The sequence below is a fragment of the Allobrachymonas sp. genome, assembly GCF_041912815.1.
GTDB lineage: Bacteria > Pseudomonadota > Gammaproteobacteria > Burkholderiales > Burkholderiaceae_C > Brachymonas.
This window is the reverse complement of the sequence record NZ_JAYRLV010000008.1, coordinates 1-20377: the sequence shown is the minus strand read 5'-3', so window position 1 is coordinate 20377 and position 20377 is coordinate 1. Positions and strand designations below refer to the sequence as shown.

The window sequence follows — 20377 nt, the reverse complement described above, 5'->3', positions numbered from 1 at the left end:
ATTTCCGCTGCCATGACCACACCCGACCTGTTCGAGGCCGCAGGGGAGGGCGTTGCGCCCACCACGGCCCAGGTCCAGCGTGCGGCGGAGCTGCGCGAGCTGCTGCAGCATCACGCCTACCTGTACTACACCCTCGACGCTCCGGAAATTCCCGACGCCGAATACGACCGGCTGTTCCACGAGCTCGATGCGCTCGAAACCGCCTACCCCGCCCTGCGCACACCCGATTCGCCCACCCAGCGGGTCATGGGGCAGGTGCTGCCGGGCTTTGGCACGGTGCACCATGCGGTGCCCATGCTCTCGATTCACACCGAGACCGACACCGAGGCCACCGGTGCGCTGGCCTTCGATGCGCGCGTGCGCCGCGAGCTCGGGCTCTCGCCCCAGGATCCGGCGGTGGAGTACGAGGCAGAACTCAAGTTCGACGGCTTGGCCATCAACCTGCGCTACGAGCACGGCGTGCTCGTGCTGGCAGCCACGCGCGGAGACGGCGAGATCGGCGAGGACGTGACCCAGAACATCCGCACCATCTGGCAGATTCCCCTGCGGCTGCGCATGCCCCATCCGCCCGAGGTACTGGAAGTGCGCGGCGAGGTGTACATGCGCCGCGATGTGTTCGACGCGCTCAACGAGCGCCAGCGCCAGCGCATCGCCCAGGGTCACAGGAACGAGCGCACCTTTGCCAATCCCCGCAATGCGGCTGCCGGCACGCTGCGGCAGCTCGATCCTGCCATCGCCCGCGAGCGGCGCCTGAGCTTCTTTGCGTATGCCTGGGGCGAGGTGCGGGGCTGGGACGACATGCCCGCCACCCAGTCCGAGGTGCTCGATGCCTTTGCGGGCATGGGCTTTCCGGTGTCGCCCGACCGCGAGGTCACGCGCGACCCGGCGGAGCTGGTGGCCTTCCATGGCCGCATCGCTGCCCGGCGCGACAGCCTGCCGTTCGACATCGACGGAGTCGTCTACAAGGTCAATTCGCTGGCACTCCAGCGGCGTCTCGGCTTCGTGAGCCGCGAACCCCGCTGGGCGGTGGCGCACAAGTATCCGCCTCAGGAGGAGCTCACCACCGTCGAGGCCATCGACGTGCAGGTGGGGCGTACGGGCAAGCTCACCCCCGTGGCCAAGCTCGCACCGGTCTTTGTGAGTGGCGTCACCGTGACCAACGCCACCCTCCACAACGAGGACGAGGTGCACCGCAAGGACGTGCGGGTGGGCGACACGGTCATCGTCCGCCGCGCGGGCGACGTGATCCCCGAGGTGGTGGGGGTAGTGCCGGACCGGCGCCCTGCCCATACCCGGGTGTTTCACATGCCTGCCCACTGTCCCGTCTGCGGCAGCGCGGTCGAGCGCGAGGAGGGCGAGGTCGACGTGCGCTGCACGGCCGGACTCTTTTGCAGCGCGCAGCGCAAGCAGTCCATTCTGCACTTTGCCCAGCGCCGGGCGCTCGATATCGACAGCCTTGGTGAAAAGCTCGTCGACCAGCTCGTCGATGGGGGCCTGGTCCACTCGCTGCCCGATCTGTACCACCTCTCCCTGGACCAGCTTGCAGGCCTCGACCGCATGGCCGAGAAATCGGCGCGCAATCTGCTCGATGCGCTCGACAGCAGTCGGCATACCACGCTCGCACGCTTCATCTACGGGCTGGGCATCCGCCATGTCGGCGAAACCACGGCCAAGGATCTGGCGCGCCATTTCGGCAGCCTCGACGCCCTGATGCAGGCCGACGAGGAAGCGCTGCTGCAGGTGCCCGACATCGGGCCGGTGGTGGCACAGAGCATCCTGCACTTTCTGGGTGAGCCGCACAACCGCGAGGTCATCGCCCGCCTGCGGGCTGCCGGCATCACATGGCCCGAGACTGCCGGCCGCATCGCCGCCTCTCAGGCACTCCCGCTGGCCGGCAAGACCTTCGTCCTCACCGGCACACTGCCCCATCTGGGCCGGGATGCTGCCAAGGACATGCTGGAAGCGGCAGGAGCCAAGGTCTCCGGCAGCGTCAGTGCCCGCACCCACTACGTGGTGGCCGGGGCCGAACCGGGCACCAAGTTCGAGAAGGCACAGAAGCTCGGCGTTCCCATTCTGGACGAAGCCGGCATGCTGGCCCTGCTGGGGCAACCCCCGGCATGATGCGGCAGCGGAACGGCGTCGAGACAGAAAAAACCTCGCTCCAGCCGCCATCTGCAGGGATACTCACGTCATGGCTACCGAAATCGAACTCTGTCTGAGCCTGTGGCCCGAGGCCGCCCCGCTGCTGGTCGACGAGGTGGCTCTGGCCTATGGGGTGGCGCCACGCACGCGCGAACTCGTGAGCGTGTATTACGACACGCCCGATCTGCTGCTCGCGCGTCGGCGCATGGGGTTGCGGCTGCGTCGGGCGGGAGAGCAGTGGATTCAGACCGTCAAATTCGGCCAGATGTCGGATGACGGCCTCAGCGCGCGCCGCGAGCTCGAACACGTCACCCGGGGCCAGACGCTGGAGCTGCAGCACATTGACGATCCCGAGGTGCAGGCTTTTCTGTGCGGCAGCGACGTGGCACCCCGTCTCGCTCCGGTATTCGTCACCCGCATCACGCGCACGCTCTGGAACGTGGCCGACGCGCAGGGCGGTCAGGTCGAGCTGGCGCTCGATGTGGGCGTCATCGAGGCACAGGGATGCACGGAGCCCGTGCATGAGCTCGAAATTGAACTCAAGCAGGGTGCCCTGCCCCTGGTGTTCGATGTGGCGCAGCGGCTGGCACAGCGTGTGGCCCTCCTGCCGCAGCCCTGCAGCAAGGCGGAACGCGGCTATCGGCTGTGCGTGCACAAGGCCGTTCAGCCTTCCGGGGCACAGGCTCCTGTCCTGCCGCCCGATGCCACGGGCCATGCGTTGGCCCAGGCACTGGTGGGGGAATGTCTGCGCCACCTGCATGCCAATCTGCCGTGGGCCGCAGACGGCGCACAACCCGAGTTTCTCCACCAGTCCCGGGTAGCCCTGCGGCGGCTGCGATCTGCATGGGCTCTGCTCGATCTGCAGGCACAGGGGCCGCTGCGCGAATGGCTGGATGGGCTGCGTCGGCTGGGAACCGCGCTCGGAGCGGCACGGGACTGGCAGGTGCTGGCCCAGACGGTGCACACCGTCCCCGTGCTGCAGGGCCCTGCATCTCCCGAATCGATTGCCGCCCTGCGAACTGCCGTCGATCAGGCCGCCACACAGGCTCGTCTGGACGTGCAGCAGCTGCTGCAACAGCCGGCCACAGGCCAGGTTCTGCTGCAGGGGCTGCGCTGGCTGCATCTGGATGGGGGCCAGGCGCTCTCTGGTCTCGCTGCCCGCAAGGTGGGAGACCGTGCCCTGACCCGGGCGCACCGTGCCGTGGCACGACTGGCACGTCTCTGGCCCACACTCGATGTCCCCGCGCGCCACACCCTGCGCAAGCGTACCAAGCGCCTGCGCTACGAGGTGGAGTTCCTGGCAGCCCTGTATCCGCGCCGCAGGGTGGCGACCTACCGGGCCGTCCTGCAGCGGCTGCAGGAAGAGCTGGGGATTCTCAATGATGCCGCCGTGGCCGACACCCTGCTGTCCACCTTGTATCCCCTGCATCCCGATGCGGCCTATGCGGCAGGGCTGCTGTGCGGCTGGAGTCGTTGCCAGTCCGATGCGGCTGTCCACCGGCTGGCCACATGGTGTCGCGACAGAATGCCTCCGTCGCGCTTCTGGTCCCGATGAGGGCCTTCCTGTCCCGGGGTGCCGTACCCGGCCACTTCGTTTCCGCTGTCGTTCTCGTTCTCGTTCTCGTTGCTGTTCTTGTCATGTTCCTTCGTTTCTGTCTTGCATACTGCCTGTCCTTGCTGCACCGTGTCCCGTTCCGGCGGTGGAGCGGGGCAGGGGGGCTGGGCCTGGCCGTTCTGTTGACAGGCTGTGGCAGCATGCCGGGCTTGCCATCGCTGCATGCACCAGCCCATGCTGTCAGCCACGGGAGTGCCTCTGCATCCATGCATCCGCGTCTGGCCGTGGCGCTCGGCGGAGGAGCCGCCCGAGGGTTTGCCCATGTCGGGGCGCTGGAAGTGCTCGACGAGGCTGGCATTCATCCCGACATGGTGGTGGGCACCTCGGCCGGCAGTGTAGTGGCCGCCCTGTATGCCAGCGGCATCCGTGGGCGGCATCTGGAGGATGCGGCACAGTCGCTCGACCAGAATGCCATCACCGACTGGATGCTCCCCTTCTTCAATCGTGGGCTGCTGAGGGGCAGTGCGCTGGAGCGCTTCATCAACCAGAAGGTGGGACAGCGGCCCATCCAGTCCATGCCTCTGCCGCTGGGCATCGTGGCCACCGACTTGCAGACGGGCGACGGTATCCTGTTTCGCAGCGGCAACACCGGGCAGGCCGTGCGGGCATCGAGTTCGGTCCCCGGCGTGTTCGAGCCGGTGCGCATCGGTTCGCGCGACTATGTGGACGGCGGTCTGGTGGCGCCGGTGCCCGTGAACTATGCGCGGCAAATGGGGGCCGACATCGTCGTGGCCATCGACATCAGCAGCTCGCCCCGCTCCGCAGCCACACATGGCCAGCTCGACATTCTGCTGCAGACCTTCACCATCATGGGGCAGAGCATCAACCGCTATGAGCTCAAGCAGGCCGATGTGGTGCTGCGTCCTGCCCTCGGGGGCATGTCGAGTGTCGACCTGAACAACCGTTCCCGCGCCATCGCCGCCGGCCGTGCAGCCATGCAGCACGCCCTGCCGCGCATTCGTGCGCTGCTTGCACGCGTCCGATGAGCCCCGATCCTGCCATGCCTTCGGCCCTGCAGTCCCCCTCGTGGAGCGACGCACCGTCATCGTGGATCTGCCGCTTTGCCGCCTCTCTCGCACCCGGGGCTTCGGTGCTGGATGTGGCCTGCGGGACGGGGCGGCACATGGCCTGGCTGGCGGCCCGCGGCTGCCGGGTGACCGGCGTGGATCGTGATGCTTCAGTCCTGGCCCAGGCGGCGCATCATGGCTCCGTCGTGCAGGCCGATCTCGAAGACGGCAGCCCATGGCCCCTGACAGGGCAGGTTTACGATGCAGTGCTGGTCACGCATTACCTGTGGCGGCCGCTGTTTCCGCATCTGCTGGCCTCGGTGCGTCCGGGAGGCATGCTGCTGTACGAAACCTTTGCGGCCGGGCATGGCCGGATCGGTCGTCCTGCCCGTCCTGAGTTCCTGCTGCGCCCGGGCGAGCTCTTGCAGATGCTGGCGGGGGAGGCGCAGCACTGGCGCGTGCTGGCCTACGAGGACGGTCTGGAGCCCGAAGGCCGACGCGTCATGCAGCGCCTGGCCGCACGGCGCATGCCGGCCGGGATCGAACCTGCCGATCTCCCGCTGGAGCTGATGCGCCTTCCAGCCTGATGCGTCGAGCCAGCCTCCCGGGGCTGCGCAGAGTCCCCGGGGCCCTGTGGGAATATGTTCCTGCCAGCCCTCGGCAAGGGGGCAGACATTCCCGATCACAGCAGGGGGAAGCGCCGGATCGATGACAATCCGCTGCAGGGTTCCCCCCTGTATGCACATCGCGCAGGACCGTGGAGCCATCGGTTCCCTTCCTGTCTCCTGTCCGTGAGCCATGTCCGAGTCTTCTTCCTCCCTGACGGCGGCAGCATTGCCGTCCCGCCCCATGGCCTATGGGGCACTTGCCCTGAGCATGACGCTGGTGGGATGCTATGTGGCGCTGTCCAAGCCGCTGGTGGCGGTGTTTCCGGTATTCCTGCTCGCCTGGCTGCGCTTCGGCATCGGTGGCGTCGCCATGGTGGGCTGGCTGCGCAGGCCGCCTGATGAACCGCCCCAGACGGGCCGCACCCGCCTGCTCCTGTTTCTTGAAGCCTTTATCGGCAACTTTCTGTTCACCCTGCTCGTGATGGCGGGCATGCACCTGAGCTCGGCCGTCTCGGCCAGCGTCATCATGGCCTGCATTCCGGCCGTGGTGGCTCTGCTGGGACGGGTGTTCCTGGGGGAGCGGCTCACGCCGCGCATCCTGGCCTCCATCGTGTGTGCCGTGGCCGGAGTGTCGCTGCTGGCCCTGTCCCGACCGCACGGCGCTGCAGCGGCAGCCATTCCCGCTGCCGACAAGGCCTGGCTGGGGCAATTGCTCCTCATGGGGGCCGTGTGCTGCGAAGCGGCCTACTCGGTGATCGGAAAATGCCTCACATCCAGCCTCTCCGCACGGCGCATTACCAGCATCGTCAATCTCTGGGGACTGGTGCTGGCCACGCCGCTCGGACTGTATGCTGCCAGCCGGTTCGGGTTCGCCGCCGTGTCGTGGCAGCTCTGGGCACTCCTGGTTTTCTATGCCCTGGCTGCCTGTGTCTGGTCGATCAGTCTGTGGATGACGGGGCTCCGTGTGGTGCCCGCTTCGCAGGCAGGCGTCTTTACTGTGTTTCTGCCTGCAGGCACGGCACTCACTGGTGTGCTCGTGCTCGGTGAGCGGCTTGCCGGCATGCAGCTGCTTGCCCTGGGGCTGGCTGTGGCGGGAGTGCTGATCGCCACTTCGCCCCTGCCCGGACGCAGGATGGACCGTCAGGACGGGGACATCTCCACCTGACGGCAACTCTGTGCGTCCTGTGTGGGGGCAGGTTCCAGATGGCGCTGCCGTTATGTCAGAGGCGTATCGCTGACCACCATGCCGTCTGCGTCGGCATACAGCCAGCTGCCGGGGCGGACCAGTACCCCCTGCACATGCACCGGCACATCCACCAGACCAGCGTGGTTCTTGCGCGGCGGCATGGGCATGCTGCCCAGTGCGCGGATGCCTACCGGCAGGGGGGCAAGCTCGGCCACATCGCGCACGCAGCCATCCACCACCACACCGGCCCAATGGTTGCGGGCAGCCAGCTGGCCGATGTTGCCTCCTACCAGTGCGGTACGCAGCGATCCGCCTCCGGCCACCACCAGCACACGGCCGTGGCCCTCGGTTTCCAGCACGGCGCGCACGGACGTATTGTCCTCGTAGCAGCGAACGGTCACCACCTGCCCGCAAAAGGGAGCAGGGCTGCCGAAATCGCGGAACACGGGAGGCAGCACGACAAAGTCGGGCGTGACGGTGTCACGGTGCGGATCGCACAGGTCGCAGGTGGAGAAGGTGGACATGGAAGCACTCGCAAAGGGATGGGAAACGGGGGACGGCACGATCCTTTCCCTAGGAAGGGCAGAATCCGTGTCTGCATGCGGAGGACTATACTGCCCCCATGGGTATGCAGGAGAGAGTCAGCCCCGGCAGGCAGGAGCACAATGTCCTGCCGGAACCTGGACGCCGCCGGATGCACGCACTGCCCGCAAGCCTGCAAATTTTCACAATCTGCACAGGCACAAGCATCCAATCGACCGGGAATCTCCTTTAGGATACCTTACTGGTGGCAATCCACGATGTAGTGGAAATTGCCTTTGTGTGTCACCGAAAGAAAGACAGTACCATGGCAACTGCAAAAAAACCTGCCGCGACCAAAGCCGCCCCCGCTCCCAAGAAGCGTGAGCCGAACGCAGCTTTCATGAAACCCCTGACGCCCAGCGCAGAGCTGGCAGCGGTGGTCGGCAGCAAGCCCTTGCCCCGCACCGAAGTCATCAAGAAGCTGTGGGACTACATCAAGGCACAGAAGCTGCAGGACGAAAACAACAAGCGCAACATCAATGCCGATGCCAAGCTCGCCGCCGTCTTCGGCAAGAAGCAGGTCACCATGTTCGAAATGGCAGGCCTCATCGGCAAGCATCTGAGCTGAGCCAGAACATACGCACGCACGGGGTTGTCCGTGCGCACCATGCACAGGAAACCGGCTTCATCCCAAGCCGGTTTTTTGTTGCGGGCTGTCGGCGGGGCGTCGCTGGGAGAGGGGCCTCTTTCGCTGCATGTCAAACTCCTGCCGGCGGTTCACGTTCGCATGCACAGATGCCAAAAGCAAAGGCGCCATTCCCTGAAGGAATGGCGCCTTTGCATCTTCGCCGCGTTCCCCCCTTCTGGGGAGGCGACGGAAAGCACTGCGCTGCTCACCGGATCTGTTGAAGATCCGGTGCAATGCGCTTTACTGCGCTGCGGGAGGCGGCATCATGCCGGCAGAAGCAGGCGGTACGGGCGGCATGCCGCGACCCCGCCACTCTCCACGACCCTGCGGCCCGCGTGCACCATCGTGGCGTGCATACATGGCATCGAAGGTCTTGCGCTGTTCGGGCGAAAGAGCCGCACGCAGCTTGCGGGATGCCGCTGCCACGCTGTCCATCTGCTTGGCATGCTCACGCATCTGGGCCGCATGGAACTCCAGACGCTGGTCCGGCGTCATGGCCTGCATCTGCTTGAAGCGGGCATCACGGTCTTCCGGCGACATCATGGGACGATCCTGCTGCATGCGCTCACGGGCATGCACATAGGCCATCCAGTGGGATTTCTGTGCGGGAGTGATCTTGAGCGCTTCAGCTTCATGCTGCATGCGCTCGGCAAACAGGGCCTTGCGCTGTTCTGCTGTCAGAGGCGCATGGCGTGGACCTCCGCGACGTCCTTCCATCATGGGGCCACGGCCCATGCCAGGACCCCAGGGAGGTACAGAAGCGCTGGCGGGAGCAGCTCCCGTCGCGGCAGCAGGTGTCTGAGCCTGACTGCCGAAAGCCAGAGAGGCGCCCACGGCAGCAAGGGCAAGTGCGAATTTCATTTGCATGGAAAGGTCTCCTTGAAAAGCGACGTTATCTGTTTCGGTAGATTCAGATGATCGGGGCTTGGTTCCCAGCATGCATGTTTCATTTTGTAAACACCGTGCCTTTCCGTGGGCACATACGGAAAGGCCGGCATGGGGCATGGGTTCAGGGGCGGGTGTCCATGATCTCGCGCAGGGCGGCCAGCAGCGTTTCGCACTGTGCATCGGTGCCGATCGAGATGCGCAGGAACGCATGAATGCGCGGCTTCTGGAATTGACGCACGATGATGGCACGCGTGCGCAGCGCGGCGGCCAGCTCGGCACCTTCATGGTCCGCGTGGCGGGCGAAGATGAAGTTGGCTGCCGAAGGCAGAACCTCGAAGCCCAGGGCTTTCAGTCCGGCCACAAGACGCTCGCGGGAGGCGATGATCCGCTGGCAGCAGCTCTGGAAGTGGGTTTCGTCCTGCAGGGATGCCACGGCACCGGCCAGGGCCAGCCGGTCGAGCGGGTAGGAGTTGAAGCTGTTCTTGATGCGCTCGATGCCCTCGATGAGTCCGGCATCCCCCAGCGCATAGCCTACGCGCAGGCCGGCCAGCGAGCGGCTCTTGCTGTAGGTGTGCACCACGAGCACATTGGGGTAGCGGTCGATGAGCGTGACGGCGCTCTCGCCCCCGAAATCGACATAGGCCTCGTCGATCACCACCACCGCATCCGGGTTGCCGGCCACGATGCGCTCCACCTCGGCCAGCGGCAGCGGGCGGCCTGTGGGGGCATTGGGGTTGGCAAACACGATGCCGCCGGCGCGCTCGCCGTCGCGGGGCAGATAGTCGTCGGCGCGGATCGAGAAGTCATCGGCCAGCGGAATCAGGCGGCTGGCGATGCCATACAGGCCACAGTAGGTGGGGTAGAAGCTGTAGCTGATGTCGGGCATCCACAGCGGGAGGTCGTGCTTCAGCAGGGCCATGAACACATGGGCCAGCACCTCGTCCGAGCCGTTGCCCACAAAGACCTGGGCCGGCGTGAGCCCAAAGCGCTGTGCCAGCGCCGAGCGGAGCAGGTCGGCATTCGGGTCGGGATACAGGCGCAGGCTGTCTGCGGCGGCGTCGCGAATGGCGGCCAGCGCCAGGGGGGAAGGACCGTAGGGGTTCTCGTTGGTGTTGAGTTTGACCAGGTTGTCCAGCTTGGGCTGTTCGCCCGGGACATAGGGACTCAGAGTGCGGACCAGGGGACTCCAGTAGCGATTGCTCATGACGCGGCTTTCGGAAAGGCATGTCGATCTGGCTGCGGGGCGCAGATCGCAGGAAAAATGCGGCCTCCCTGCTGTCGTGAGGCCGGGGTGCGTCGCGCAGCAGGCGCATTCCATCGGCTGGCAGCACTCCTCTGCCGGGCATGGGGCAGGAAAGGGCGGGAGCTGTCAATTGTGCCTCAGGCATCGCTCCGATGCATGCCGGGGCGTGCAGCGGAACGGCTCCATGGGGGGCGCTGCAGAAAATCCCAGGAACAAGTCGGTTCATGGGGAGAGGCAATGCGATAATTTTTCTACAATGCGCCTTTGTCAGCCCGCATGCGCGACCTTGCCGGAAGTCTTTCGGTCTTCGGGGTATCCGCGCGCGGACATGCCGCAAGGGCTGAATCGGAACCATCGAAGCCATGACCATAGTTGCCCGCATCGCCGAGGTATCGCGTACCACTGCCGAAACCGACATTTCGGTCTCTCTCAACCTGGACGGCAGCGGCCAGGCCAGCCTGCACAGCGGCATCGGCTTTCTGGACCACATGCTGGACCAGATTGCCCGTCACGGACTGATCGACCTCGACATCCAGTGCCGTGGCGATCTGCACATCGACGGCCACCATACGGTCGAAGACATCGGCATCACCCTCGGCCAGGCCGTGCGTCTTGCCGTGGGCGACAAGAAGGGCATCCGCCGTTATGGCCATGCCTATGTGCCGCTCGACGAAGCCCTGAGCAGGGTGGTGGTGGATTTTTCCGGCCGGCCGGGGCTCACCTTCGAGGTGCCGTTCACGGCGGGGGCCATCGGAGCCCTCGACACACAGCTGGTGTATGAGTTCTTCCAGGGCTTTGTCAACCATGCGGGCGTCACACTGCACATCGACAATCTGCGTGGAGTCAACGCGCACCACCAGTGTGAAACGGTGTTCAAGGCCTTTGGCCGTGCCCTGCGCATGGCCCTGGAGCTTGATCCCCGTGCCGCCGGCATGATTCCCTCCACGAAAGGCAGCCTCTGATGTCCAAATCCCGTGTGGCCGTCGTCGATTACGGAATGGGCAATCTGCGCTCGGTGGCGCAGGCGCTCGTGCATGTGGCCTCCGACCAGCATGAGGTGGTCATTGCCCACGATCCTGACACCATCCGTTCGGCCGAGCGGGTGGTGCTGCCCGGACAGGGTGCCATGCGCGACTGCATGCGCCACCTTGCCGGCAGCGGCATGATGGAGGCGGTGCTGGAAGCCGCTGCCAGCAAGCCGCTGTTTGGTGTGTGTGTGGGCATGCAGATGCTGCTGACCCGCAGCGAAGAAGGGGATACCCCCTCGCTCGACCTCATTCCGGGGCAGGTGCGGCGCTTTCACCTCGAAGGGCGCCTGCAGCCCGACGGCAGCCGCTTCAAGGTGCCGCAGATGGGGTGGAACCAGGTTTCCATCACCCGTTCGCATCCGGTGTGGGCGGGCATTCCGGACCAGAGCTGGTTCTACTTCCTGCACAGCTACTACGCGCAGCCGCTCGATGCCGCGCACAGCGTCGGTGAAGCGGACTATGGCGCTCGTTACACGGCTGCCATCGCACGGGACAATATCTTCGCCACGCAGTTCCACCCCGAAAAGAGTGCGGACTGGGGTTTGGCGCTGTATCGCAATTTCCTTTCGTGGAAGCCCTGATTCCTGCTGCATGCTCCGGGCTGCCGTCTTTTTCCATCCCTCCCTCTGATTTTCGAGATCCATTGCCATGCTGCTGATTCCAGCCATCGACCTCAAGGACGGTCAATGCGTGCGCCTTCAACAGGGCGACATGAACCGCGTCACCACGTTCAACACCGACCCCGTGGAGCAGGCACTGCACTGGCTCGAACAGGGTGCACGCCGCCTGCATCTGGTGGATCTCAACGGCGCCTTTGCGGGCAAGCCCCGCAATCTGGGCGTGGTCAAGGAGATCCTGCAGGAGATCGACGGCGAGATTCCGGTGCAGCTCGGCGGGGGCATCCGTGATCTCGACACCATCGAGCGTTACATCGACGCGGGCCTGCGCTACGTCATCATCGGCACGGCCGCCGTCAAGAACCCGGGCTTTCTGGCTGATGCCTGCAGCGCCTTCGGGGGGCACATCATCGTGGGGCTCGACGCCAAGGATGGCAAGGTGGCCACCGACGGCTGGAGCAAGCTCACCGGCCATGAGGTGACCACGCTGGCACGCAAGTACGAGGATCTGGGCGTCGAAAGCATCATCTACACCGACATCGGCCGTGACGGCATGCTCAGCGGCATCAACATCGAGGCCACGGTGCGGCTGGCACAGGCTTCCAGCATCCCGGTGATTGCCTCCGGGGGGCTGAGCAACATGGACGACATCGAGCACCTCTGCGAGGTGGAGGATGAGGGCGTCATCGGCGTCATTGCGGGCCGTGCCATCTACAGCGGAGATCTGGACTTTGCCGCCGCTCAGGTGCGGGCCGACGAGCTGGGCCAGCCGGCTGACTGACTGATTGATGGACCGAGCATGACGCAGCCGACGGCTTTTCCTGCAGCAGCCTCTCCGACGGGGATCGTGCACCTGCAGGCGGAGGACGGCAGCCAGGCCATTGTGTCGCTGCTCGGAGGACAGGTGGTGTCCTGGCACGCAGCCGATGGACGCGAGCGGCTGTATCTGAGTCCCCGAGCCCTGTGGGATGGCAGCGCCTCCATTCGCGGAGGCATTCCGGTGTGCTGGCCACAGTTCAACCGGCGGGGCCCCCTGGCCAAGCATGGGTTTGCGCGCATGTGCCGCTGGCGGGTAGCTGCCCAGGGCACTGGCACAGCCCGGCTGGTGCTGACGCAGGAGGATGTGACTGCGCACTGGCTCTGCGACGATGCGGGAGAAGTGGTCTGGAACCATCCGTTCAGGCTGGAGCTCGATGTCGTTCTGCAGCCGGGGGCATTATCCGTGACCCTGTCCGTGCACAACACGGGAAGCGCATCCTGGGCTTTCACCACGGCCCTGCACAGCTATCTGGCCGTGCAGGATCTGGCAGCGCTGCGTCTGCAGGGCGCCGATGGCGTCCGCTACTGGGACGCGGTGGCCGGAGCAGACCCGGCGCATCCGGTTCAGCAGGGAGACATCGTCTTTGGCCAGGAGGTGGACCGCGTCTATCCGGCTCCGGCTGCATGGCGCCTGCAGGAGCCGGCCGCTGTGCTCGACATTCACCAGTCGCCTTCCATGACGGAGTCCGTGGTCTGGAATCCCGGCCCGGTGCTGGGAGCTGCGTTGGCCGATCTGCCGCCCAACGGATATGCGCAGTTCGTGTGTGTGGAAGCAGCACACATCGATGGCGAGATCACTGTGCCTCCCGGGGGATGCTGGCAGGGGTGGCAGGTCCTGTCCGTTGCGCTTCCGGGGAAAGCCTGATCTGCAGGGGACTCCTGTGCAGCACCTGTGCACGGCAGTTTCCAGAGTCCCCTGGGCAGCGATGGCAGGGGGCACCCAGTATGATCCGGACATGAGCGAGGGGTCTTGCAACAGGGGACGGCGGCGGTGATTTCTTCCTGGAAACTCGGATGGCGCATGCTGTGGCGCGATGTGCGCGCAGGGGAACTGCGCCTGCTCGGCTTTGCCGTGATGCTGGCGGTGGCTGCACTGTCGGCAGTGGCCTTTTTCTCGGCACGGCTGCAGGGAGGGCTGGAGCGCGATGCCGCTCAGCTGCTGGGGGGAGACATCGTGCTGAGCAGCGATCTTCCCACCCCGGTCGAATTCACCGTCAGGGCGGCCTCGCTGGGGCTCACCACGACCAGCACCCAGACCTTTCCCACCATGGCTCGCAGTGCCCAGGGGCAGGGGGGAGAGGGCAGACTGGTCATGCTCAAGGCTGTAGCCGCAGGCTATCCGCTGCGGGGGCTCGTGCGGGTGGCTGACCAGGGGGGAATCGATCCGGCGGGGCAACAGTCGCTGCGCGGCCCTCCTGCACCGGGCGAAGTGTGGGTGGAGAATGCGCTGCTCGATACCCTTGGGCTGCATGTGGGGCAGACGCTGCTGCTGGGCGATGGGAGTTTTCGCATTGCCAAGGTGCTGGTACAGGAACCAGACCGGGGCAACAGTCTGGTCAACTTTGCCCCCCGTGTGCTGATGAATCTGTCCGACCTGCCGGCGACCGGTCTGGTGCAGCCTGCCAGCCGGGTGCATTACCGGCTGGCCATGACGGGCACCCCTGCCGCTGTGCAGCGGTATCTGCAGTGGGCGCGCACCGAGGTGCAGCGACTGCATGTGCGGGGCCTCACGATCGACACCCTGGATGCCGGCAACCCCCAGATGCAGAAGACGCTGGGTCGGGCAGAGAGCTTCCTGAATCTGGTGGCGCTGCTGGCGGCCTTTCTCAGTGCCGTGGCCGTGGCCCTCGCAGCGCGTGGATTTGCTTCCCGGCATCTGGATGACTGCGCCCTGCTGCGCGTGCTGGGCATGGGACAGCGCACCATCGCCTGGGCCTATGCCATCGAATTCCTGCTTCTGGGGCTCGCGGGCAGTCTGGTGGGCCTCGCGGTGGGTTATGGGGCGCACTACGGGTTCGTCGAACTGCTCGGCGGACTGGTGCAGGGAGGATTGCCCCAGCCGGGCCTGCAGCCCGTGGGATTTGGACTGGGCGTGGGCATGCTGCTGCTGGCGACCTTCGGGCTGCCGCCCGTGCTGCAGCTGGCCGGCACACCGCCCATGCGGGTGATTCGGCGCGAGGCCATGCCCCTGCGGGTCGGTGCGGTCGTGACCATTGTGGCGGGGCTGGCGGGATTCGCCGGGCTGCTGCTGGCTGCCAGCCACGATCTCAGGCTCGGCAGCATCGCTGTCGGGGGCTTCGCTCTGGCGACCGTGGTGTTTCTGGCGCTGGCCCGGCTCATGCTGGCCCTGCTGCGAGCCATCACCCAGGGACGACAGGGCGGAATGTGGCCGCGCTGGCTGGTGCTGGCGATACGGCAGCTCACAGCACGCCCTCTCGTGGCGGCCGTGCAGATCGGCAGTCTGGCCGTGGGCATGCTGGCACTCCTGCTGCTGTTTCTGCTGCGGACCGACCTGGTGCAGAGCTGGCGTCAGGCATCTCCCGTCGACGCGCCCAACCGGTTCGTCATCAACATCCTGCCTGACCAGGCCCATGCCTTCCAGACGCTGCTGCAGGAGGCCGGAGTGCGGCGCTATGACTGGTATCCCATGGTGCGAGGCCGGCTCGTGGCCGTCAATGGTCGGGATATCCAGCCTGACAGCTACCAGGACGAGCAGGCCCGCCGTCTGGTGGATCGGGAGTTCAACCTGAGCTTCAGTGTGCAGCCGCCGTCGTATTCGCCGGTCGAGCAGGGCAGCTGGCGCAGTGGAGATCCCCGGGCCATCAGCATGGAGGCCGGCATCATGAAGACGCTGGGCCTGCATGTGGGCGATCGCCTGCGCTTCGACATGGGAGGGGTGCTGCGCGAGAGCACTGTCACCTCGGTGCGCAAGGTGGACTGGAGCTCCATGCATGTGAATTTCTTTGCCATGTACCCGGTGGCCGGCCTCGGCGATGAGGTAGGCGTCACCTGGATCACGGCCTACCGCAGCCCACCGAATGACAGCAGGGGCGCAAGTCTCGATCGGCGTGTGCTGCAGACCTTTCCCAATGTGACCCAGATCGACATGACCAGTGCCATCACGCAGATCCAGCAGGTGCTCAATCAGGTCATCGGGGCGGTGGAGCTGCTGTTTTCGTTTGGGTTGGTGGCCGGTCTGGTCGTGCTGTTCGCCACGCTCAACGCCACGCGGGAGAGCAGGGCGCGCGACCTTGCGCTCATGCGGGCACTGGGAGCCGGTTCTGGCCTGCTGGCCCGCATGCAGGCTGCAGAGCTTCTGCTCGTGGGGGCCGTGGCTGGCAGCCTGGCAGGGCTGGTGGCGCTGGGACTGGCCTGGGTGCTGGCACGGCAGGTCTTCGATTTTGCATGGCTTCCTGCCTGGTGGATTGTCCCGGCAGGGGCGTTCGCCGGGGCCCTGCTGGCCTGGCTGGCAGGGTGGTGGAGTTTGCGGGAGCTGCTCCGGCAGCCGGTGGTTCAGACCCTGCGCGCGATGACGGCAGAATAGTTTATCATTTTGTATTTTGTATCCTCGCGTGCAAGGAGAGCTGCAGCCATGACCGATTCCATGTCCCCAGAACGTTCCACCTCGTCCACCACCGCTCCGCACGGTTCCGCCGGGCAGGAGGAAGTGCAGGACAAGCAGGTGACGGTGTTCGATCTGCTGGGCGGCGAGCCCGGCATTCAGCGCATGGTGGATCGCTTCTACGATCTGATGGATCTTGAACCTGTCTACACCGAATTGCGCGCGGCCCACGGCCCGGAGCTCGATCGCGCCCGGCAGCATCTGTTCTGGTTCCTTTGCGGATGGACAGGGGGGCCCGATCACTTTGTCGAGCGCTTCGGCCATCCTCGGCTCAAGGCGCGCCACATGCCCTTTTCCATCGGCATCAAGGAGCGGGACCAGTGGGTGGCCTGCATGGACCAGGCGATGTCCGAAGAGGGCGTGCCAGACGCTCTGATCGAGCGACTCAACCAGAGCTTCATGCAGACTGCGGACTGGATGCGCAACCGCTGAATCGGACCTGGGCAGCGGTGGTGCAGAAAGAGCACCTCAGGCACGCCGGCCGCGCGAAGCCGGTGCGAGCAGCACCACGAGGGCACCCGCACCGCCTTCGGTGGGGCGGGCCTGCACGAAGGCCAGCACTTCCTTCTTCTGGATCAGCCAGCCATACACCTTGTTCTTGAGAATGGGGGTCTTGCCTGGCGAGCCCAGTCCCTTGCCAGTGATGACCCGCACGCAGCGCAGACCACGGCGCTGGCATTCACGCACGTAGCACCCCAGCGCCTCGCGTGCATCGTCGCGCCGCAGGCCATGCAGATCGAGCTGGTGCTGGATGCTCCAGTGCCCCTGCCGCAACTTGCGCACCACATCCATCCCGATGCCGGGCTGCCGGTAGCTCAGGCTTTCGTCTGTTTCGAGCAGGGTGCTGAAATCGAACGCGTCGCTCAATGCTTCGCGCAGCACGGCTTCCTGGTCGCGCTCGCGCTGCAGGGGGCGAGGCAGCACCGGGGCAGGCGCCAGCATCACCCGTGACTGATGGGCCCCGGCCAATGGACGGACCTTGCCCACGGCATGTGCAAACACATAGCGTGCGGTTTCGGTTTTCTCGGCCAGTTCCCGGGCAGCGCGCAGGCGGGCCTGTTCGTCGGCACGTGCCTGGGCCAGAGCCTGCTTGAGGTGGCGCAGGTCCTGCAGGGAGCGGGCCAGGGGAGGCGACAGGGGCTTGGCGGACATGGTGGAGCACCCTCGGCGTCAGTCCGGCAGGCTGGCGCTCCAGCGCGAGCCCCAGTCGCCGGAGTCCTCGCGTGCCTGTTCGAGCAGGCGGCGGTCGCGCTTGGTGGGGCGGCCGTGCGCAATGGCCTGAGCCGGTTCGGGGGCCATGCGGTTGCGTTCGGCAATCGACTGGCGCAGCGCCAGGCTTTCTTCGGTTTCCCGGTACAGCTGCTGCGCCACCGGTGCCGGTCCCCGTTGGGGTGACAGACCTTCCACCACCACCGTGCGGGGCATCTGGCCCTGCCGCATGGCAATGCGGTCCCCGACCCGGATCTCGCGGGCAGGCTTGCAGTCGATTCCGTTGACCTGCACGCGTCCCTTCTGGATCTCGTCGACGGCCAGGGTTCGTGTCTTGAAAAAGCGCGCGGCCCATAGCCATTTGTCAATGCGCATGCGTGCATCGGAGGAGGTGGGAGTGTCTGAAGACCGTATTGTCATCATGGAATTGGGATTCGAGAATCTGGCTCTTTCTGTCGGACGGACACGACAGGGCAGACGGCACATTCCCTCTGTCAAAACGGAAATGCGTCACGCCTGAAGTATAAATTTGCCTGTCCCGTCACACCATGTCACGGACAGCAACCTGTCGATTCGCTTACCATATGGCCTCGATGCTGCACTGCAGCATAAATGGAATGCCCATGACCACATGGGCGCACTTCAGGAGCAATGTTCATGAACCACAGCCAGAATACCAAGTCCGGAACCATGCCGGCGGCACCTGCGCAGGCGGCATTGCCTGCTCCTGCGTCACGCAAGCGCGTCAATCTGGCCCTGCAGGGTGGGGGCTCGCACGGGGCTTTCACCTGGGGTGTGCTCGACGCGCTTCTCGAAGACGGAAGACTCGACATCAACGGCATCAGCGGTGCCAGTGCCGGGGCTGTCAACACGGTGGCCGTGGCACACGGGCTGGCGCTTGCACAGCGCGACGGTGGTGATGGCTATGCCCTGGCTCGCGACAAGCTCTCGTCGATCTGGCATGGCGTGATGGCGGCCGGCACTCTCAATTCGCTCAACGAGAACCTGGCGAGCATGCTGCCGTATTACTCGCTCCTGCCCAACCCGATGCGCATTGCCAGCACGGTGCTGAGGCAGTGGACCTCGCCCTACAACCTCAATCCGCTCGACCTCAACCCGCTGCGCAGCATGCTCAAGCGGGAAATCGATTTCGATGCCATCGCTGCGCTCAAGGGGCATCCGCTGTTCATTTCAGCCACGCACGTCAATTCGGGCAAGGCCGAAATCTTCACCGGCAAGGAGGTCACTCTGCAGGCCGTCATGGCTTCGGCCTGTCTGCCGCAGATTTTCCAGGCGGTCGAGATCCATGGCAAGGCGTACTGGGATGGGGGATATGTAGCCAATCCGCCGCTCACGCCGCTGATTTCCCTGTGCGATACGCCCGATATCCTGCTGGTGCAGATCAATCCGCTCGTCCGCGAAGGGGTGCCCACGACACAGTCCGAGATCAGCGACCGCATCAACGAGATCGGTTTCAACTCCAACCTGTTGTCCCAGATGCAGGTGATCGGCCTCATCAACCGCCTCATCGAAGAGGGCAAGCTGCATGAGCCTGACTTCAAGCAGGTACGCATGCACCGCATCGACGGGGGCGACATGCTCAAGGACATGTCTGCAGCCAGCCGGGTCTCCACGGATGCAGGCATGATCGAGCAGCTCTTCGAGCATGGCCGTCGTCAGGCCAAGCGCTGGCTGTCGCGCAACTTTGCAGCCGTGGGCGAACGCAGCAGCGTGAATCTGCGCAAGGACTATGCAGACGACATGGTGATCAACGCCTGAAGCCTGTCGGGGAGGAACGCACTGCAGGAGACGGTGCCAGGCCGGCTGCTCGGCCGGGCGTCGGGGCTCCTGTCCGTGACACCATCTGCCTGACTGGGTCGACGCTGGCGCCGACACTACATGGGGTCAGTTCAGCTTCTCGGGCTTGATCTCCTGCAGGATCGTGGCCGAGATTTCCTCGATGGACTTGTGGGTGGTTGAGAGCCAGCGCACGTCCGAGCGTCGCATCATCGATTCAGCAGCTGCCACTTCCTTGCGGCAGTTCTCCAGGCTGGCGTAATGGGAATGCGGCCGGCGTTCGTTGCGGATCTGGCTCAGGCGGGCGGGATCAATGGTGAGTCCGAACAGCTTGTGCTTGTAGGGCACCAGAGCCGGAGGCAGCTGCATGCGCTCGAAGTCCTCGGGAATGAGCGGGTAGTTCGATACCTTGAGCCCATGCTGCATGGCCAGATACAGCGAGGTGGGCGTCTTGCCGCTGCGACTCACACCAATCAGGATCACATCCGACTGCGCCAGATCGCGGTTGGTCTGGCCGTCGTCGTGCGACAGGCTGTAGTTGATGGCTTCGATCCGGTCGGCATAGGCCTTGTTCTGGCTGATGTCGGAGTAGCGGCCCACCCGGTGGTGTGACTTGATCCCCAGCTCCTTTTCGAGTGGATTGAGGAACATCGCGATCATGTCCAGCACGAGCGCATGGGCCTTCTCGTTGATGACGCGGCCGATTTCCAGATTGACCAGCGTGGAAAACACGATGGGACGGTCTGCCCCATTGGCCGAGATGCGGTTGATCTCGTCGATCAGCTCCTCGGCCTTCTGCAGGTCGTTGACAAAGGGCTTGCGGACCCGCTTGATCGTGAGATCGAACTGGGCCAGGATGGAATTGCCGAAGGTTTCGGCAGTGGTGCCGGTGCTGTCGGACACGAAAAACACGGTGCGCACAAGGCCGGTGGACTGCATGGAAGACTCGTCTGGACAGGAAAGAGGAAAACGAAGGGATCGAATCAGCAAGTGTAGAGCCTGCGAAGGCCTCCGGCAGGGCTACCGGAATGTCAAATGCTGCGGGGGAGTGCAGTTCGGCTATTCACCAAGTCGAGGTCAGGGAATCCCGCATCCAGGCTGCATAGGCGGATAGACCGTCACAGTTCGGGCAGCACGGTCATACGTCGCCTTAGACATTGAATGAGAAGCAATTTCTTTTATTGCCAGGTACATGTTGGTAATAAAAGTGCATTTCTTATATGTACTTACTTACTAAGTAGTATCATTCGGTGGGTTTCATGCTGCACTCATGACCTAGATGTCAGGTCCCGGATGATTGCGTACGTTCTTTTCAAACAACGTGGGATGTGACCCCTGCCATCGCTTGAGAGCCTGAACGGGCGTTTCATGCCGCAGGGCTTTCTG

At 64.9% G+C, this 20377-nt stretch carries 19 protein-coding genes and 1 pseudogene; 13 read left to right on the top strand and 7 right to left on the bottom strand.

From position 1 onward, the window contains the following. Nucleotides 1-12: 12 nt before the first annotated feature. The 5 genes from ligA (at nt 13) to ACE3P9_RS07645 (ending at nt 6537) form a co-directional block, all read left to right on the top strand. On the top strand, nt 13-2121 hold the full coding sequence (ligA, locus tag ACE3P9_RS07665) for an NAD-dependent DNA ligase LigA (RefSeq protein ID WP_374493021.1): 2109 nt from the start codon (nt 13-15) through the stop codon (nt 2119-2121). Nucleotides 2122-2191: 70 nt separating this feature from the next. Next, a complete protein-coding gene (locus ACE3P9_RS07660) occupies nt 2192-3697 on the top strand; it encodes a CHAD domain-containing protein (protein WP_374493020.1) in 1506 nt (501 codons plus the stop codon). Between the two features lie 266 nt (nt 3698-3963). After that, on the top strand, nt 3964-4743 hold the full coding sequence (locus ACE3P9_RS07655; RefSeq protein WP_374493018.1) for a patatin-like phospholipase family protein: 780 nt from the start codon (nt 3964-3966) through the stop codon (nt 4741-4743). Next, a complete protein-coding gene (locus ACE3P9_RS07650) occupies nt 4740-5351 on the top strand; it encodes a class I SAM-dependent methyltransferase (protein ID WP_374493016.1) in 612 nt (203 codons plus the stop codon). Before ACE3P9_RS07655 ends, ACE3P9_RS07650 begins: the two co-directional genes overlap by 4 nt. A gap of 211 nt (nt 5352-5562) precedes the next feature. Continuing rightward, entirely contained in the window at nt 5563-6537 is a 975-nt protein-coding gene (locus ACE3P9_RS07645) for a DMT family transporter (RefSeq protein ID WP_374493015.1), read from the top strand. Nucleotides 6538-6587: 50 nt separating this feature from the next. Here the strand turns inward: ACE3P9_RS07645 and rraA are convergent, their stop codons facing one another. After that, nucleotides 6588-7082 (bottom strand): ribonuclease E activity regulator RraA, encoded by a 495-nt coding sequence (gene rraA / locus ACE3P9_RS07640; RefSeq protein WP_374493013.1) that lies wholly within the window; start codon nt 7080-7082, stop codon nt 6588-6590. 323 nt (nt 7083-7405) lie between these two features. Between rraA and ACE3P9_RS07635 the strand changes: the two genes are divergently transcribed. Next, complete coding sequence (locus tag ACE3P9_RS07635; RefSeq protein WP_374493011.1) at nt 7406-7708, top strand: SWIB/MDM2 domain-containing protein; 303 nt, start codon at nt 7406-7408, stop codon at nt 7706-7708. Nucleotides 7709-8008: 300 nt separating this feature from the next. Here the strand turns inward: ACE3P9_RS07635 and ACE3P9_RS07630 are convergent, their stop codons facing one another. Then, complete coding sequence (locus tag ACE3P9_RS07630; RefSeq protein ID WP_374493009.1) at nt 8009-8635, bottom strand: Spy/CpxP family protein refolding chaperone; 627 nt, start codon at nt 8633-8635, stop codon at nt 8009-8011. Nucleotides 8636-8777: 142 nt separating this feature from the next. Then, nucleotides 8778-9860, bottom strand: coding sequence for a histidinol-phosphate transaminase (gene hisC, locus ACE3P9_RS07625; protein WP_374493007.1), 1083 nt, complete (start codon nt 9858-9860; stop codon nt 8778-8780). Between the two features lie 401 nt (nt 9861-10261). Between hisC and hisB the strand changes: the two genes are divergently transcribed. The 6 genes from hisB (at nt 10262) to ACE3P9_RS07595 (ending at nt 16417) form a co-directional block, all read left to right on the top strand. Further along, the gene (gene hisB / locus ACE3P9_RS07620; RefSeq protein ID WP_374493005.1) at nt 10262-10861 is read left to right on the top strand and encodes an imidazoleglycerol-phosphate dehydratase HisB; all 600 of its coding nucleotides are present in this window, start codon (nt 10262-10264) and stop codon (nt 10859-10861) included. Continuing rightward, a complete protein-coding gene (hisH, locus tag ACE3P9_RS07615) occupies nt 10861-11508 on the top strand; it encodes an imidazole glycerol phosphate synthase subunit HisH (RefSeq protein WP_374493004.1) in 648 nt (215 codons plus the stop codon). The genes hisB and hisH overlap by 1 nt, the downstream gene beginning before the upstream one ends. Before the next feature lie 67 nt (nt 11509-11575). Next, nucleotides 11576-12325, top strand: a complete 750-nt coding sequence (gene hisA, locus ACE3P9_RS07610; protein ID WP_374493003.1) for a 1-(5-phosphoribosyl)-5-[(5-phosphoribosylamino)methylideneamino]imidazole-4-carboxamide isomerase — start codon at nt 11576-11578, stop codon at nt 12323-12325. An 18-nt stretch (nt 12326-12343) separates the two neighbouring features. Further along, complete coding sequence (locus ACE3P9_RS07605) at nt 12344-13228, top strand: D-hexose-6-phosphate mutarotase (protein ID WP_374493001.1); 885 nt, start codon at nt 12344-12346, stop codon at nt 13226-13228. A 156-nt stretch (nt 13229-13384) separates the two neighbouring features. Further along, nucleotides 13385-15907: an ABC transporter permease gene (locus ACE3P9_RS07600; RefSeq protein ID WP_374492999.1), complete on the top strand. Its 2523-nt coding sequence runs from the start codon at nt 13385-13387 to the stop codon at nt 15905-15907. Nucleotides 15908-15955: 48 nt separating this feature from the next. Further along, a complete protein-coding gene (locus ACE3P9_RS07595) occupies nt 15956-16417 on the top strand; it encodes a group II truncated hemoglobin (RefSeq protein ID WP_374492997.1) in 462 nt (153 codons plus the stop codon). Between the two features lie 36 nt (nt 16418-16453). Here the strand turns inward: ACE3P9_RS07595 and ACE3P9_RS07590 are convergent, their stop codons facing one another. Both ACE3P9_RS07590 and ACE3P9_RS07585 read right to left on the bottom strand, forming a co-directional pair. Beyond that, nucleotides 16454-17137, bottom strand: a complete 684-nt coding sequence (locus tag ACE3P9_RS07590) for a Smr/MutS family protein (RefSeq protein WP_374492995.1) — start codon at nt 17135-17137, stop codon at nt 16454-16456. 18 nt (nt 17138-17155) lie between these two features. Beyond that, nucleotides 17156-17569, bottom strand: a complete 414-nt coding sequence (locus ACE3P9_RS07585; protein ID WP_374492993.1) for an RNA-binding S4 domain-containing protein — start codon at nt 17567-17569, stop codon at nt 17156-17158. 282 nt (nt 17570-17851) lie between these two features. On the opposite strand from ACE3P9_RS07585, the gene ACE3P9_RS07580 reads away from it, so the two are divergent. Further along, on the top strand, nt 17852-18973 hold the full coding sequence (locus tag ACE3P9_RS07580; protein WP_374492991.1) for a patatin-like phospholipase family protein: 1122 nt from the start codon (nt 17852-17854) through the stop codon (nt 18971-18973). A gap of 126 nt (nt 18974-19099) precedes the next feature. Here the strand turns inward: ACE3P9_RS07580 and ACE3P9_RS07575 are convergent, their stop codons facing one another. Next, the gene (locus ACE3P9_RS07575; RefSeq protein WP_374492990.1) at nt 19100-19930 is read right to left on the bottom strand and encodes a pyruvate, water dikinase regulatory protein; all 831 of its coding nucleotides are present in this window, start codon (nt 19928-19930) and stop codon (nt 19100-19102) included. Nucleotides 19931-20266: 336 nt separating this feature from the next. Continuing rightward, nucleotides 20267-20377, bottom strand: a pseudogene (locus ACE3P9_RS07570) (IS481 family transposase); the annotation flags it as partial.

Coding starts and splice junctions, on each gene's coding strand:
- ligA (WP_374493021.1), top strand. CDS start 13: ATGACCACACCCGACCTGTTCGAGGCCGCAGGGGAGGGCGTTGCGCCC.
- ACE3P9_RS07660 (WP_374493020.1), top strand. CDS start 2,192: ATGGCTACCGAAATCGAACTCTGTCTGAGCCTGTGGCCCGAGGCCGCC.
- ACE3P9_RS07655 (WP_374493018.1), top strand. CDS start 3,964: ATGCATCCGCGTCTGGCCGTGGCGCTCGGCGGAGGAGCCGCCCGAGGG.
- ACE3P9_RS07650 (WP_374493016.1), top strand. CDS start 4,740: ATGAGCCCCGATCCTGCCATGCCTTCGGCCCTGCAGTCCCCCTCGTGG.
- ACE3P9_RS07645 (WP_374493015.1), top strand. CDS start 5,563: ATGTCCGAGTCTTCTTCCTCCCTGACGGCGGCAGCATTGCCGTCCCGC.
- rraA (WP_374493013.1), bottom strand. CDS start 7,082: ATGTCCACCTTCTCCACCTGCGACCTGTGCGATCCGCACCGTGACACC.
- ACE3P9_RS07635 (WP_374493011.1), top strand. CDS start 7,406: ATGGCAACTGCAAAAAAACCTGCCGCGACCAAAGCCGCCCCCGCTCCC.
- ACE3P9_RS07630 (WP_374493009.1), bottom strand. CDS start 8,635: ATGCAAATGAAATTCGCACTTGCCCTTGCTGCCGTGGGCGCCTCTCTG.
- hisC (WP_374493007.1), bottom strand. CDS start 9,860: ATGAGCAATCGCTACTGGAGTCCCCTGGTCCGCACTCTGAGTCCCTAT.
- hisB (WP_374493005.1), top strand. CDS start 10,262: ATGACCATAGTTGCCCGCATCGCCGAGGTATCGCGTACCACTGCCGAA.
- hisH (WP_374493004.1), top strand. CDS start 10,861: ATGTCCAAATCCCGTGTGGCCGTCGTCGATTACGGAATGGGCAATCTG.
- hisA (WP_374493003.1), top strand. CDS start 11,576: ATGCTGCTGATTCCAGCCATCGACCTCAAGGACGGTCAATGCGTGCGC.
- ACE3P9_RS07605 (WP_374493001.1), top strand. CDS start 12,344: ATGACGCAGCCGACGGCTTTTCCTGCAGCAGCCTCTCCGACGGGGATC.
- ACE3P9_RS07600 (WP_374492999.1), top strand. CDS start 13,385: ATGCTGTGGCGCGATGTGCGCGCAGGGGAACTGCGCCTGCTCGGCTTT.
- ACE3P9_RS07595 (WP_374492997.1), top strand. CDS start 15,956: ATGACCGATTCCATGTCCCCAGAACGTTCCACCTCGTCCACCACCGCT.
- ACE3P9_RS07590 (WP_374492995.1), bottom strand. CDS start 17,137: ATGTCCGCCAAGCCCCTGTCGCCTCCCCTGGCCCGCTCCCTGCAGGAC.
- ACE3P9_RS07585 (WP_374492993.1), bottom strand. CDS start 17,569: ATGCGCATTGACAAATGGCTATGGGCCGCGCGCTTTTTCAAGACACGA.
- ACE3P9_RS07580 (WP_374492991.1), top strand. CDS start 17,852: ATGAACCACAGCCAGAATACCAAGTCCGGAACCATGCCGGCGGCACCT.
- ACE3P9_RS07575 (WP_374492990.1), bottom strand. CDS start 19,930: ATGCAGTCCACCGGCCTTGTGCGCACCGTGTTTTTCGTGTCCGACAGC.